This window comes from Bradyrhizobium sp. AUGA SZCCT0160 (assembly GCF_018130105.1).
Lineage (GTDB): Bacteria > Pseudomonadota > Alphaproteobacteria > Rhizobiales > Xanthobacteraceae > Bradyrhizobium.
This window is the reverse complement of sequence record NZ_JAFCMD010000005.1, coordinates 16203-30889: the sequence shown is the minus strand read 5'-3', so window position 1 is coordinate 30889 and position 14687 is coordinate 16203. Positions and strand designations below refer to the sequence as shown.

At 61.7% G+C, this 14687-nt stretch carries 14 protein-coding genes; 8 read left to right on the top strand and 6 right to left on the bottom strand.

Translation table 11 applies throughout. From position 1 onward, the window contains the following. Nucleotides 1–107 precede the first annotated feature (107 nt). Entirely contained in the window at nt 108–812 is a 705-nt protein-coding gene (locus tag JQ558_RS10080) for a Tim44/TimA family putative adaptor protein (protein ID WP_212207591.1), read from the bottom strand. Nucleotides 813–1251: 439 nt separating this feature from the next. On the opposite strand from JQ558_RS10080, the gene secB reads away from it, so the two are divergent. Continuing rightward, nucleotides 1252–1740 (top strand): protein-export chaperone SecB, encoded by a 489-nt coding sequence (gene secB / locus JQ558_RS10075; RefSeq protein ID WP_212207592.1) that lies wholly within the window; start codon nt 1252–1254, stop codon nt 1738–1740. Between the two features lie 36 nt (nt 1741–1776). Here secB and dnaQ read toward each other — a convergent pair whose 3' ends face one another. The 4 genes from dnaQ to JQ558_RS10055 form a co-directional block, all read right to left on the bottom strand. Beyond that, the gene (gene dnaQ, locus JQ558_RS10070; protein WP_212293553.1) at nt 1777–2475 is read right to left on the bottom strand and encodes a DNA polymerase III subunit epsilon; all 699 of its coding nucleotides are present in this window, start codon (nt 2473–2475) and stop codon (nt 1777–1779) included. 32 nt (nt 2476–2507) lie between these two features. After that, entirely contained in the window at nt 2508–3107 is a 600-nt protein-coding gene (gene coaE, locus JQ558_RS10065) for a dephospho-CoA kinase (RefSeq protein ID WP_212293552.1), read from the bottom strand. Between the two features lie 22 nt (nt 3108–3129). After that, nucleotides 3130–3738 carry a Maf family protein gene (locus tag JQ558_RS10060; RefSeq protein ID WP_212293551.1) on the bottom strand — a complete coding sequence of 203 codons (609 nt, stop codon included), beginning with the start codon at nt 3736–3738 and terminating at the stop codon, nt 3130–3132. Nucleotides 3739–3811: 73 nt separating this feature from the next. Next, nucleotides 3812–4651: a pyruvate, water dikinase regulatory protein gene (locus tag JQ558_RS10055; protein WP_212207596.1), complete on the bottom strand. Its 840-nt coding sequence runs from the start codon at nt 4649–4651 to the stop codon at nt 3812–3814. Nucleotides 4652–5104: 453 nt separating this feature from the next. Between JQ558_RS10055 and hemJ the strand changes: the two genes are divergently transcribed. The 7 genes from hemJ (at nt 5105) to JQ558_RS10020 (ending at nt 13498) form a co-directional block, all read left to right on the top strand. Next, nucleotides 5105–5551, top strand: a complete 447-nt coding sequence (gene hemJ, locus JQ558_RS10050) for a protoporphyrinogen oxidase HemJ (protein ID WP_212293550.1) — start codon at nt 5105–5107, stop codon at nt 5549–5551. 254 nt (nt 5552–5805) lie between these two features. Further along, nucleotides 5806–7071 (top strand): transcription termination factor Rho, encoded by a 1266-nt coding sequence (rho, locus tag JQ558_RS10045; protein ID WP_074821153.1) that lies wholly within the window; start codon nt 5806–5808, stop codon nt 7069–7071. A gap of 324 nt (nt 7072–7395) precedes the next feature. Continuing rightward, entirely contained in the window at nt 7396–8727 is a 1332-nt protein-coding gene (gene mnmE / locus JQ558_RS10040; RefSeq protein WP_212293549.1) for a tRNA uridine-5-carboxymethylaminomethyl(34) synthesis GTPase MnmE, read from the top strand. 169 nt (nt 8728–8896) lie between these two features. Further along, a complete protein-coding gene (mnmG, locus tag JQ558_RS10035; RefSeq protein ID WP_212293548.1) occupies nt 8897–10780 on the top strand; it encodes a tRNA uridine-5-carboxymethylaminomethyl(34) synthesis enzyme MnmG in 1884 nt (627 codons plus the stop codon). Between the two features lie 191 nt (nt 10781–10971). Beyond that, a complete protein-coding gene (rsmG, locus tag JQ558_RS10030) occupies nt 10972–11637 on the top strand; it encodes a 16S rRNA (guanine(527)-N(7))-methyltransferase RsmG (protein WP_212293547.1) in 666 nt (221 codons plus the stop codon). Next, on the top strand, nt 11624–12475 hold the full coding sequence (locus JQ558_RS10025) for a ParA family protein (protein WP_212274452.1): 852 nt from the start codon (nt 11624–11626) through the stop codon (nt 12473–12475). The genes rsmG and JQ558_RS10025 overlap by 14 nt, the downstream gene beginning before the upstream one ends. Nucleotides 12476–12616: 141 nt before the next feature. Continuing rightward, nucleotides 12617–13498 carry a ParB/RepB/Spo0J family partition protein gene (locus JQ558_RS10020; RefSeq protein WP_212293546.1) on the top strand — a complete coding sequence of 294 codons (882 nt, stop codon included), beginning with the start codon at nt 12617–12619 and terminating at the stop codon, nt 13496–13498. A 152-nt stretch (nt 13499–13650) separates the two neighbouring features. Here the strand turns inward: JQ558_RS10020 and holA are convergent, their stop codons facing one another. Next, complete coding sequence (gene holA, locus JQ558_RS10015; RefSeq protein ID WP_212293545.1) at nt 13651–14679, bottom strand: DNA polymerase III subunit delta; 1029 nt, start codon at nt 14677–14679, stop codon at nt 13651–13653. Nucleotides 14680–14687: the final 8 nt, after the last annotated feature.

Genomic DNA, 14687 nt, shown 5'->3' with positions numbered 1-14687 from the left:
GCGACCGCATCCGACGCGCGGCAGATGCGTCCAGGGGAGCCAGTGACAACGCGATAGCGATCGCAGCCAGCGCCAACCTTGCAAGAGACCTTACAAGGCTGTGCTCGCTAGCTGGCGCTTCCGGTGCCAACCAACTTCCAGTTCGGATCGCGGGAACTCGTGTCGCGGGCAAATGTCCAGACATCGGTGATATCGGCGACCTTATCCGGCGTTCCATCGACAATGGCACCGGTCTTGTCGCGGGTGACCGAGATCATCTGCGACACGAACCGCACCGTCAGCTGCGCCGCCTTGTCGCGGGCTTCCGCACCCACCAGTTCGGCCTTGTCGATCGAAACAAACCGCGTTTCGGTTTTCTGCTCGTGCTTCTCGCGATCCTTGATCACCGCGTCGAAACTCTCATAGACCTCACTCGACAACAGATCCTTGAGCGCGCGGCGGTCGCCATTGGCAAATGCCAGCACGATCATCTCGTAGGCGCTGCGGGCACCGGAGAGGAAGTGACGGGGATCGAATGAGGAATCCTGCGCGACAAGCGCGTCGAGGCCTTGCGCCAGCGGCGTGCCGGCTTCCGCAATGCCCTTCCAGCGGTCAGTCGCCGGCGCAACGTCCGCGGCCGGCGCCAACGGCGTCTGATCGATCACGGCACCGGGCATCGGCACGACGTTGTTGTCCTGCGTACGCTGCACCACGTTCGGCGCGGCGCGATCATAGGGCGGCCGTTCGCTCCCGGTGCGCTGTCCGAGGACGCTGCGCAGGCGCAGGAAGATGAAGACGGCCAGCGCCAGGAAGATGATAGTGTAAATATCCACGTCGTATTCGCTTTCTGGTTCTAACGCCGGCAACGGGTCCGGCGGTCGAGGGTTCCCTCATGACCCCGGGAACGGCAGAGATTACATCTTCAATCGAGACTGCAGCATGTAGGCATGAAACTTTGCCCGGCCAATGGCGCGTTTTGGCGCGGGTGAATTGTAGCGCGTTTTGGCCGCGAGGGGAAATCCGATCATTTCCGGAAATCACGCATATTCAATTATTTAGGATGACCCCAAAGGGGCTCGCTGGGAGGCCGGCCGCGCGCTATTAGCCATATCTGTCACAAATGGCGGTTGGCCGGACCCGCCTTCAGGCCGTCGTCCTTGTGGAATAAGGCGGGGCTATGATAGCCACTCGCCCGGCAAAGGCATTTCCGCCCGCCGAGCGAATTCAGACAGAAACCCGGGCTCCGCTCGCCAGCGTTTTTAGGAGAGTTTCATGACCAACGGTAACGGCGCGCCCGCAGAGCAGGCCCCTGCCCAGCTCAACGTATTGGCGCAGTATACCAAGGACCTGTCGTTCGAGAATCCGAACGCCCCAGGATCGCTGGCGCCTCAGCAGCAGCAGCCGGCCATCAATATCCAGATCAATGTCGGCGCCAATAATCTCTCCGAGAGCGAGTTCGAGGTGACGCTTTCGATCGAGGGCAAGGCGGAAAATGCCGGCAAGCTCATGTTTTCGTTCGACCTCGCCTATGCGGGGGTGTTCCGCATCGTCAATGTGCCGAAGGAAAACCTGCACCCGCTGGTCATGATCGAATGCCCGCGGCTGTTGTTCCCGTTTGCGCGCGAAATCATTGCCACCTCGGTGCGGGACGGCGGGTTCCCCCCGCTGATGCTCGATCCCGTCGATTTCGTCGGCCTGTATCGCCAGAACATGGAGCGGCAGGCGGCAGAGCAGGCTGCCTCGGGCGCAAAGCCCAGCTAACAGGGGCGCTCAGCGGCTAAACGCCGCTGCAGCGTTTCAAGCAGCTCCCAGAAACTCGTTCCAGATCGCCTTGTCGCCCAGCGTGGCGACAAAGGCCCGGTGCGCCTCGCGGTCAGCATCGGTGATTCGGGGTGCGAGCGGCGTCTCGCGCTGCCGGCGCGGCATATCGCCGGTCCGCTCCGCCCGCGACTCGCGGGTCTCCGAGGCCAGGATCAGCTGCGACTGGCGTGCTCCGATCAGGTCGATATAGACCTCGGCCAGCAGCTCGGCGTCTAGCAACGCGCCGTGCTTGGTACGGCGGGAATTGTCGATCGAATAGCGCGAGCAGAGATCGTCGAGCCGGTTCGAGACGCCCGGATGCTTGCGGCGCGCCAGCAGCAGCGTATCAACCAGCCGGTCGCGCGAAATCACCTGGCGCTTGATGCGGTCGAGTTCGGCATTGATGAAGCTGATGTCGAACGATGCGTTGTGGATCACCAGCGGCGCATCGGCGATGAATTCCAGGAACTCCTCGACCACTTCCGTGAACAGCGGCTTGCTGGACAGAAACTCGGCGGAAAGTCCGTGCACCGCGAACGCTTCGGCCGGCATGTCGCGTTCGGGATTGATGTAGACGTGAAACGTCTGTCCGGTCGGCATGCGGTTGTAGATCTCGATACAGCCGATCTCGACCAGCCGGTCGCCGCGCAGCGGATCAAGGCCGGTGGTTTCGGTATCGAGAACGATTTCACGCATGGATTTACTTCAGGGCCCGGAAAGTCAGCGAATCAGGTCCGCCGCTGCGGCATCTTAACAACCTCGGCCAGAATGTCCTTGATCCGGGCGCGTACGGGGTCGAGACCATCCGAAGTATCCACCACGAAATCGGCGCGCTTGCGCTTTTCGGCGTCCGGTAGCTGCCGCGCCAGAATGGCGTCGAACCGCGCCTCGTCCATCGTGCCCCGCTCCAACACGCGCTGGCGCTGGATTTCGGGCGTGGTCGTGACCACCACGACCGCATCGACGCGCTTCTCGCCGCCAGTCTCATACAGCAGCGGGATATCCAACAGCACCACCGGCTTGCCCGCCGCTTCCGCATCTTCAAAGAATTTTTTTCGCGACGCGCCGAGCATCGGATGAACGATCTGCTCGAGCTGCTTCATGGCGGCGGGATTGTGCACCACCTGGGCGGAGAGCCGCGCCCGATCCACCTTGCCGTCGACTGTGGTGCCGGGAAACGCCGCTTCGATCGCGGGCGCCGCCTCACCTTCATAGATTTTGTGAACTTCGGCATCCGCGTCGTACACGGGAACCCCGGCCTCCGCGAATAACTTCGCAGTGGTGGATTTTCCCATCCCGATTGAGCCGGTCAGTCCCAGGATCAGCATTCAGATCGCCGTTGTTTGAAACTCAGACACCAAGCAGTCGCTCGCTGCGCAAGAATGCGAACAGCGGCAACAGCGGCAGGCCGAGGATGGTAAAATGATCGCCTTCGATGCGCTCGAACAAATGCACCCCGAGCCCTTCCAGCTGATAGGCGCCGACGCTGGTCGTCACCGCTTGTCCGGCCTGGTCCAGATAGGCCTCGATCTCGCCCTTGCTGAGAGATCGCATGATCATGTGTGCAACACTAACATGTGCGGACAATATCTTGCCGTCACGGGCAACAGCAAATGCCGAATGCAATTCGTGGCGCTTGCCTGCGAGCAAACCCAGTTGCTCCGTAGCTGCGGCACGCCCGGCGGGCTTGCTGAACAACCGATCTCCAAGTGCCAGCGTCTGGTCGGCGCCAACGACGTATCGGCCGGGTTTTTGCTGCGAGACCCACAGCGCCTTTTCCCGCGCCAGCAGTTTTGCGATCTCACCGGGCTCCGTCAGCCCGGAGCCCTTCTGCACGGAGCGCTCATCGATATCGGCCGGAACCGCTTCAAAGGCGATGCCGGCGTTGGCCAGCAGCAGCTGCCGCGCGCGGCTCTGCGAAGCCAGGATCAGCGGGTCTTTTCCAAGCCAGATGCTCATAGCCGTTGATCGTTGTTTTGACGCGTTTTCTTGACGCGAACCGGGGTCCACTTCGCTGGAAAACGCTCTGGTTTCATTCCGGAAGTCGTTGCCGCTGCCGGTCGGTGAAAAGTTTCAAGATTGCGGCCGCGGTTTCCTCGATCGACCGCCGCGTCACGTCGAGCTGCGCCCAGCCGAACTTGGCACTGAGCCGCCGCGCATACGCCACTTCATCGGTGACGGATTGGCGATCGATATAATCGTCGTTGCCGGAATCCGCGCCCATGCTCAGGAGCCGGTTTTGCCGAACCTGAATCAGGCGCTCCGGCGTTGCATGGAGGCTGACCACCAGCGGCTTCTTCAGCGTTTCCAGCTGATGCGGCGCCGGAATGCCCGGCACCAGCGGGACATTCGCGGTGCGGATGCCGCGGTTGGCGAGATAGATCGAGGTCGGTGTCTTCGACGTACGGGATACGCCGACCAATACGATATCGGCGTCTTCGAGGCCTTCCACATGCTGGCCGTCGTCATGGATCATCGTGTAGTTCAGCGCGTCGATGCGCTTGAAATATTCGGCATTGAGCACGTGCTGGGCGCCGACGCGCCCCGTGGTCGCCGCACCGAGATAGGCTTCGAACAATTGCATCACCGGGCCGATGATCGACAGGCTCGGGATGTTGATGTCCTTGCACTTGGTCTCGAGCCGGCCAACCAGATCCTTTTCCAGCAGCGTGAAAAGCACGATGCCCGGCGCCTCCTCGATCTCATCGAGCACACGGTCGAGCTGCTTCTGGCTGCGCACCAAGGGATAGACATGTTCGACCGCGGTGACGTTGGCGTACTGCGCGGCGACCGCGCGCGCCACGGTGATCAGCGTCTCGCCGGTCGAATCGGAGACCAGATGAAGGTGAAAATAATTGCCGGTCGTGGGCACCAAAACCCCTGTGTATTCTGTGAATCCCTGTGGACCTTATCCCAGAGATTTGGCCCTGGATCGTCCTCTCGGGGATAACCCGGCTTTTTCTACACAGGGCTCCCAAAAGGATAAGTCAGATCCCTGATCCGAACGATAGTGAGAATATGTGGATTTGTCTCTGCATAAGCTGCTGATAAGTTGGCGCAAGCGCTTGATGCAAGGGGCGTTATTTGAACGATCCAATTCTCTTGCGGAAAGGGTGATGGATGTGAACAAGCCGGGAGAACTGCGGGACGGTTTGTTGTGAGTCCAATTCACCGCTACTTAGACTCAAACCTAAGATTCTAAAAATATTAGTTTAGAGAAGCGGTGCATGAGGATATGTCTCCGTCCCACGCTGGCAGAAGCTTTTCAGGCAATGCTGAGAGCGTCTGAACGTTCCAAGCGGCGATGAGGACGAGGCGACGCACGATGTACGAATGGATCACGATCACGGCCTACCCGTGGATCAAGGCACTGCATGTGATTGCGGTCATCTCCTGGATGGCCGGCATGCTCTACCTGCCGCGGCTGTTCGTCTATCATTGCGAGGCCGAGGTCGGATCGAAGCAATCCGAGACTTTCAAGGTGATGGAACGCCGGCTGCTGAAGGCGATCATCAATCCGGCGATGATGATCACCTGGCTGGCCGGGCTGTATTTGGCCTGGAGCGGGCATTGGTACATGTCCGGCTGGTTTCACGCCAAGTTCGCGCTGGTGATCGTGCTGTCGGGCGTCCACGGCTTTTTTTCGCGCTGGGTGAAGGATTTCGCCGCCGACAGGAATGCGCGAAGCCAGAGATTCTATCGTATTATCAATGAGGTACCGACTGTTCTGATGGTCGGGATCGTTATTCTGGTCGTGGTCAAGCCGTTCTAGGCGGCGTTTTTGGCGCGAGGAGCACTTCAGGCCTGCTTGCGAAGCGCCGGGCGATTTTCTATATTAGCCAAATCCCACCCCACGCAGGCGGATGTGGTTGCGTTCCGGTCTCCTCGTTGAGCCGGCCACCGCATCAGGTTTGAAGCCTCACCGGCACTTTCCTCGCTTAGACCTGCGGACCTTCCGTTTTTCGTGTCCGCTTTTCCTATAAGCCTAGCACCCCTCCTCCAGTTATTCTCCACAGGACCACCCCAATGCGGGAAATGAAACTCCAAGACCTCAAAGCAAAAACGCCGGCCGAGCTCGTCTCGTTCGCGGAAGAGAACGGGGTCGAAAATGCCAGCACCATGCGCAAGCAGGAGCTGATGTTCGCCATCCTTAAGCAGCTCGCGATCCAGGAAACCGACATTATCGGCGAGGGTGTCGTTGAGGTTCTCTCCGACGGCTTCGGCTTCCTGCGTTCGCCGGATGCGAACTATCTGCCCGGCCCGGACGATATCTACGTCTCGCCTTCGCAGATCCGCCGCTTCGGGCTTCGCACCGGCGACACCATCGAGGGCCATATCCGCAGCCCGAAAGAAGGCGAACGCTATTTCGCGCTGCTCAAGGTCAACACGCTCAATTTCGAAGACCCGGAAAAGTCCAAGCACAAGGTCAATTTCGACAATCTGACGCCGCTGTTTCCGGACCAGCGCTTCCGCCTCGAACTCGAAGATCCGACGCGAAAAGACCTTTCTGCAAGGGTTATCGACATCGTTGCCCCGATCGGCAAAGGCCAGCGCGCTTTGATCGTGGCGCCGCCGCGCACCGGTAAAACAGTGCTGATGCAGAACATCGCGCACTCGATCACCGCCAATCACCCGGAATGCTATCTGATCGTGCTGCTGATCGACGAGCGTCCGGAAGAAGTCACGGACATGCAGCGCTCGGTGAAGGGCGAGGTCGTCTCATCGACCTTCGACGAGCCGGCGGTGCGCCACGTCCAGGTCGCCGAGATGGTGATCGAGAAGGCCAAGCGCCTCGTTGAACACGGCCGCGACGTCGTGATCCTGCTCGACTCGATTACGCGTCTGGGCCGCGCCTACAACACCGTGGTGCCGTCATCCGGCAAGGTGCTGACCGGCGGTGTCGACGCCAACGCGTTGCAGCGGCCGAAGCGCTTCTTCGGTGCCGCCCGTAACATCGAGGAGGGCGGTTCGCTCACCATCATTGCGACCGCGCTGGTCGACACCGGCAGCCGAATGGACGAAGTCATCTTCGAAGAGTTCAAGGGCACCGGTAACTCCGAACTGATCCTGGACCGCAAGGTCTCGGACAAGCGGACCTTCCCGGCGATCGACATCTCGCGCTCCGGCACCCGCAAGGAGGAGCTCATCACCGATCCGCAGCTGCTCAAGAAAATGTACGTGCTGCGCCGGATCCTCAATCCGATGGGCACCATGGATGCGATCGACTTCCTGCTCGACAAGCTCCGCAACACCAAGAACAACTCGGAATTCTTCGATTCGATGAACACCTGATCCATCAGGCGAGGTTGGGGAAGGGCGCCTTGTGTCGAGGGGCGCCCTTTTCATTTCCTGCGTTGCTGCAGCAATTTGCTGCAGCAAAGGTGCACCATGGTTCGGTGTGCTTCTTGGAACCGGACTGCACTTAAGTATTTGATATTGCTCGGGTTAGATGCGGTGAGCTACGAAACCCGGCCAAGCCATCGATTTTTGCAGCAAAATTGCTGCGCAAATGATGCAGCAAATTGGCTCTCGGCGGGGTGTTCCCCGTTTTGATCGGGAGGCCGACCCACAGCGCAAATTGCGTTGCCTTTTCAAGCACTCCTGCACAAATAGGCGATGCATCCGCGGGATCAGACCATTTTTGCGCTGTCTTCGGGCCGTGCGCCGAGCGCGATCGCGATTGTGCGCGTGTCGGGACCGGGAGCCGGTCCGGCGCTGGTCGCGCTGGGTGGCAGAATCCCGCCGGCGCGGGCGGCGACCCGCATGCTGCTCCGCGACGCCGGCGGTCAGCCATTGGACGATGCGGTCGTACTCTGGTTCCCCGGGCCGGCCAGCGCCACCGGCGAAGACGTCGCCGAGTTTCACGTCCATGGTGGGCGGGCAGTGCTGGCCTCGATCTTTGCGGCGCTGGCTGCCCAGGAAAATATGCGCCCCGCCGAACCCGGTGAATTCACGCGGCGCGCGTTCGAGAACGGCAAGCTCGATCTCACCGAGGCCGAGGGCCTCGACGACCTCATTCACGCCGACACCGACCGGCAACGGCGCCAGGCGCTACGCCAGCTCAAGGGCCTGCTCGGCGACAGAGCGCGCGACTGGCGCGCGCGCATCATCGAGGCATCAGCGCTGATCGAGGCCGGAATCGATTTTTCGGATGAGGGGGATGTGCCCGCGGAATTGATCGCGCCGGCGCTCGTGAAGATCAAGAAGCTCTTAATTGAAATCGAAGAAGTCCTTGCGGCACAGGGTCAAAGTGAACGCCTGCGCGATGGTCTCGTGGTGGCGATCGCGGGTCCCCCGAATGTCGGCAAGTCGACCTTGATGAATCAGCTGGCGCGGCGCGAGGTGGCGATCGTATCCCCACACGCCGGCACCACGCGTGACGTCATCGAAGTGCAGCTCGATCTCGACGGTTATCCGGTGACCGTCATCGACACTGCCGGCATTCGCGAGACCGACGATCCGGTGGAGCAGGAGGGTGTCCGTCGCGCGCGGGCTCGCGCCGCGGAAGCCGATCTTGTGCTGTGGCTTGCCGACCGGGTAGGCGCGAGAATTGATCACGCAGGCACCGCGCCGGTCTGGCGCGTGCGCAACAAGATCGACCTGGATCCGGCCGGTCGGCCATTGGCCGAGGTGCCGGACCGGGGCGAATTTGCGATTTCGGCCAGGGGCGGGGACGGGCTTCCCGAGTTGATCGCGGCCCTGGTCCAATTCGCGCAGGATTATTTTGGGGCCAGCGAGGGCCGGTTGATCAGCCGGACCCGGCAGCGGCAGTTGCTGCAGCAGACAGCGATTTCATTGCAGCGCAGCATTGATGTGGTCGGGGAGGGCGAGGAACTGGCAGCCGAGGAGCTTCGCGTCGCCGCGCATTCGCTTGGGCGGCTACTGGGGCGCGTCGATGTCGAGGACATACTCGACGTGATCTTCCGGGAATTCTGTGTAGGGAAGTAATGTTTCTTTATTATAGTATTTAATTCATTTCATGGCTAATCTGTTTCACGTGAAACGCTTACCCAAGGCGCTAATGGAACCCGCTGTTTCACGTGAAACAGATCCATTCCTTTCAGTTTCCCGCAACTTCCCGCTTCCGCGATTTCTGACTCCGCGATAGAAGTCCGCCATGATTTCGCGCTCAGATTCCTTCGACGTCATCGTCATCGGCGGCGGCCATGCCGGCTGCGAGGCCGCAAGCGCGGCCGCCCGGATGGGCGCAAAGACGGCGCTGGTCACCCACAGCTTTGCGACCGTGGGCGCCATGTCCTGCAATCCCGCCATCGGTGGTCTGGGCAAGGGTCATCTGGTCCGTGAAGTCGATGCCCTCGATGGTCTGATGGGCCGGGTCGCCGATGCCGGCGGCATCCAGTTTCGGATGCTGAACCGTCGCAAGGGCCCTGCTGTTCGCGGACCGCGGGCCCAGGCGGATCGCAAGCTCTATGCGGCGGCGATGCAGGCGGCGATCATTGAGACCGCCAATTTGAGCGTGATCGAAGGCGAGGCGGACGAGCTGATCGTTTCCAAAGGGCGTGTCACTGGCATTCGACTGGGCGATGGCCGCGAACTTAGCTGTGGTGCCGTCGTCATCACCACCGGGACCTTCCTCCGTGGTCTGATCCATCTCGGCGAAAAGAACTGGCCGGCCGGGCGGGTCGGCGAGGCGCCGGCGATGGGGCTTTCAGCCTCCTTCGAGCGTGCCGGCTTTACGCTCGGCCGTCTCAAGACAGGCACGCCGCCGCGGCTGGATGGCACGACCATCGACTGGTCCGCCGTCGAAATGCAGCCCGGCGACGATCCGCCGGAGCCGTTCTCGGTCATGACCGACCGCATTACGACTCGACAGATCGAATGCGGGATCACCCGCACCACGCCGGCGACCCATGAGGTGATCCGGGCCAATGTTCATCGCTCGCCGATGTATTCCGGCCAGATTAAGAGCAGCGGTCCGCGCTATTGCCCCTCGATCGAAGACAAGATCGTCCGCTTCGGCGACCGCGACGGCCATCAGATCTTCCTGGAGCCGGAAGGCCTGGAAGACACCACCGTCTATCCCAACGGCATCTCGACCTCGCTTCCGGAAGAGGTGCAGCTCGCGATCCTTTCGACCATTCCCGGTCTCGAGCGCGTCAAGATGGTCCGGCCCGGCTATGCCATCGAATACGACCATGTCGACCCGCGGGAGTTGGAGCCGACACTCCAGGCCAAGCGGTTGCCGGGACTGTTTCTGGCCGGGCAGATCAACGGCACCACCGGATATGAAGAGGCCGCCGCACAGGGAATTGTCGCGGGGCTGAATGCGGCACTGTCCGCCAGCGGCGGCGAGGCGATAGTTTTCGACCGTGCCGACGGCTATCTCGGCGTGATGATCGATGATCTCGTGACTCGTGGGATCACCGAGCCCTATCGGATGTTCACCTCGCGGGCGGAGTATCGCCTGACGCTGCGGGCCGACAATGCCGACCAGCGGCTGACCGACAAGGGGATCGCACTGGGTTGCGTAGGGCAGGCGCGTTCGCAGCGCCACGGGGCCAAGATGGCGGCGCTGGAGTCCGCAAGGTTATTGGCGAAATCTTTGACGATCACTCCCAATGAAGCCGGCAAGCACGGCCTGGCGCTGAACCGGGACGGTCACCGCCGCTCGGCATTTGAGCTCCTTGCCTATCCGGAGATTGAATGGTCCGCGCTGCAGGGTATCTGGCCCGAGCTATCAGCCATTGACCCATCGATCGCGGTCCACCTCGAGATCGACGCCAAATACGACGTCTATCTGAAGCGCCAGACCGCTGACGTCGACGCCTTCCGGCGCGATGAGGGTCTGGTTCTGACCGACATCGATTATTCCGATGTGCCCGGCCTCTCCAATGAAGCGCGCTCAAAGCTCGAGGCGGCGCGGCCGCGAACCGTGGGGCAGGCGGGGCGGCTGGATGGCTTGACGCCGGCCGCGCTTGGTATCCTGGCGGCTTATCTTCGGCGTGAAGCCCGGCGGAAGACCTCGAAGGCGACGGCTTAAAACGTTTCACGTGAAACGGGGAGGTCCGCTCGAAGCCGGCTGCAATCGTCGTTGCGAGGAGCCCTTGCGACGAAGCAATCCATTCTTCCTTTTGCGCGGACAGATGGATTGCTTCGCTTCGCTCGCAATGACAGTTTTGGGTGGGACGGGCCCCAAGCGAATCGCCAAAGCTCAAACGGCCGAAATTGATAATGACCTCCGACAAAGCCGCCGCCCTCGCCCTCACCCCTGTTTCACGTGAAACAGAGGCGCGGCTGGATCGCTATGTCGATCTGCTCCGGGAATGGCAGGCCAAAACAAACCTGGTGGCGCCGTCGACACTTCCGCATCTCTGGACCCGCCATATCGCTGACTCGCTGCAGCTGCTGAGCTTGGCTCCCACTGCAACGAGGTGGGTCGATCTCGGCAGCGGCGGCGGCTTTCCCGGCGTGGTGCTGGCCTGCGCTTTGGCGGAAACACCGGGCGCCAATATTCAATTGGTCGAACGCAACGCCAAGAAAGCCGCGTTCCTGCGCGAAGCAATTCGTGTGACCTCGGCGACCGGGACCGTGCATCTCGCTGACATCGGGGATATCGTGGATAGAATCGCCGGGCCTGTCGATTGCGTCACTGCGCGGGCGCTGGCTCCGTTACATCAGCTCATCGGTTTCGCGGAACCGCTGGTAGGAAAGGGCGCAAAAGCGTTATTTCTGAAGGGCCAAGATGTAGAGGCTGAATTGACCGAAGCCACTAAATATTGGAATATTGAGCCGCAACTTCATTCCAGCCGCACGGGCGGACAAGGCTGGATCGTCGAACTCGACCGCATCGAGCGACGCAAAACTTCCGCGATGGGCACCGGGTATGACCGTGATTGATCAAATATATCAAGAAGATAAAGCGCCTGCTCCGGCAGCCCGTCCGCGCATCTTGTCGCTCGCCAACCAGAAAGGCGGCGTCGGCAAGACTACCACCGCGATCAATCTTGGCACGGCACTCGCTGCGATTGGCGAACGCGTGTTGATCGTCGACCTCGATCCCCAAGGCAACGCCTCCACCGGCCTCGGCATCGATCGCCGCGACCGCAACTGTTCGACCTACGATGTGCTGATCGGCGAAGCCCCGCTGCGCGAAGCTGTCGTTGTGACCGCCGTGCCGCGTCTGCATATCGCCGCTTCCACCATGGATCTGTCGGGTCTCGAACTGGAGCTGGGAACGACGCCCGGCCGCGCCTTCCGCCTGCGCGACGCCATCGCCGCGCTGAACAACGATGCAGCGCCCGGATCCGATTACACCTATGTGCTGATCGACTGCCCGCCGTCGCTCAACCTTCTCACCGTCAATGCGATGGCGGCATCCGACGCGATCCTGGTGCCGCTGCAATGCGAATTCTTCGCGCTCGAAGGTCTGTCGCAATTGCTGCAGACCGTGGAGCAGGTGCGCTCGACGTTGAATCCTAATCTGTCGATCCACGGCATCGTGCTGACCATGTTCGACTCGCGCAACAATTTGTCCAACCAGGTCGTCGCCGACGTCCGGCAGTTCATGGGCGCCAAGGTCTACAACACCATGATCCCGCGCAACGTGCGGATCTCCGAGGCGCCGTCCTATGGCAAGCCGGTGCTGGTTTACGATCTCAAATGCGTCGGCAGCGATGCGTATCTCAAGCTTGCGACGGAAGTGATCCAGCGTGAGCGTGAGCTGCGAACGCATTAGCGCGAAATCGTAGGATGGGTAGAGCGCAGCGAAACCCATCGCACCACGACGAGCTTGATGGGTTCGCTACGCTCTACCCATCCTACAAGAAAAACAGTTTCTAATTTCGGAGTATGCTGCGTGAATCCAAGGGAGCTGGCGATGGCCGACGAAGCGCGTTCGCGACTGGGCCGCGGTCTTGCAAGTCTGATCGGCGATGTCGGCGGCGAGGCCGCGCATGTCGAACGCCCGCGCAATCAGCGCAAGGTGCCGATCGAATTTCTAAAGGCAAATCCGCGCAACCCGCGCCGGACGTTTGCCGACGCCGAACTCGGCGAGCTCGCTGCTTCCGTCAAGCAGCATGGCGTGATCCAGCCGATCGTGGTGCGTCCGGTCAAGGGCGCCACCGATCGCTATGAGATCATCGCCGGCGAACGCCGCTGGCGCGCCTCGCAGCTGGCCGGGCTGCATGAAGTGCCGATCGTGCCGATCGAGGTCAGCGACAGCGACGCGCTCGAGATCATGATCATCGAAAACGTGCAGCGCGAAGACCTCAATGCGATGGAAGAGGCGCAGGGCTATCACGCGCTCGCGGAAGAATTCAAACGCAGCCAGGAAGAGATCGCCAAGGAAGTCGGCAAGAGCCGCAGCCATGTCGCCAACATGATGCGGCTGACGAAACTGCCGGCAGAGGTGCAGGCCCTCATCTCCACGGGCGAACTGTCCGCTGGCCACGCCCGCGCGCTGATCGGCGTGCCGGATCCGCTTGGCGCCGCAAAGCGCATCGTCGCCGAAGGCCTCAACGTCCGCCAGGCCGAAGCGCTGGCGCATGAAGAGGGCGTGCCGGAACGCAAGCCGCAGAAGGCCCGCAGCGGCGGCAAGACCAAGGACCCCGATACGATCGCGCTGGAGAAACGCGTCAGCGACGCGCTGGGTTTGAGCGTGACCGTCAACCACCGCGATCCCGGCGGCAGCGTCCAGATCAGCTACCGCAACCTCGAGCAGCTGGATGAAGTGATGCGGCGGCTGGCGAAGGGCGGGTAGTCCGCGCCTGGATATTATTTTCGTCGTCCCGGCCTTGAGCCGGGACCCATACGCCGCGGCCCATCGGTAAAAGCGCTGGCGTTAGAGACCTTCTGCAACACTACGGCTGCGGCGTATGGGTCCCTGCGTTCGCAGGGACGACGAAGGATGGTTCATCCCCGCCGCTTCGCATTCGCTGCGATCGACAACAGCGTTCGTTGCGCGATCGCAGCCGCCAGCGTGGCCTGTTTGCGCATGTCGAAGGCGGCGGTCGCGAGCTGGTCGATGATCGCGACCAGCCGCGCAGCGCTGAAATTCCGTAGCGCGATTTCAACCGCGCCCTTGCGCGAAAAATGCAGCCGCGGATACCCGCTCTCCAGCAAATTCAAGACCGGCGTGCCTTCGGCTACCGCTAACGCCGATTTGTGCAGCCATGCGGCCTGGCGTTGGGCTGCCGAAATGATCACGCCGGGATAGGTGCCGGCGATCATCGCTTTGGCGAATTCGCTTTCGACCAGATCAGGCTTTCCAGCAAACGCGCCGTCGACGATCGGATCGAGCTTCAGCTCGGAGGCGTCAGCGACTACCGCCATCACGTCGTCGATCGACACCTCGCCCTGGCCATGGGCATAGAGCGCGAGTTTTCGAAGTTCGTTGCGCGAGGCCTGCCGGTCGCCGCCGAGCAGTGCGGTCAGCACGGCGCGGGCGTCGGGCGCGATGCGCAGGTTGGAGGGGCGCAATTCGTCATCGATCAGCTTGGCGAGGTCGCGCTCGGTGTCGGGATAGCACGCGATCGCGACCGCGGTTTTGGCGCGCTCGCAGGCCTTGCGCAGCGGCGATTCCGGCCGCAGCTCGCCGGCCTCGATCACGATGCGGCAATCCTTGAGCGGCATCTCCGCCAGCGTGTCGATACCGCCAGCAAAACTGCGTGAGCCGGCACGCACGCGAATCGCGCGGCGGCCGCCGAACAGCGGTACCGTCATCGCTTCATCGACCAGCCGCGACGGTTCGGCCGAAAGTTCGTCGCCGTCCAGCCGCACCATTGAGAATGGATCGTTGGGATCGTCGACGGCGGACGCCAGCAGCGCGTCGGCGCGCTCACGCACCAGGCCGGCGTCCGGGCCGTACAGCAGGATGATGGGACGGCCGGAATCAGGCCGGGCGAGAAAAGCGTCGATTTCTTTTCCGCGAAGCGCGACCAATTGCGGGA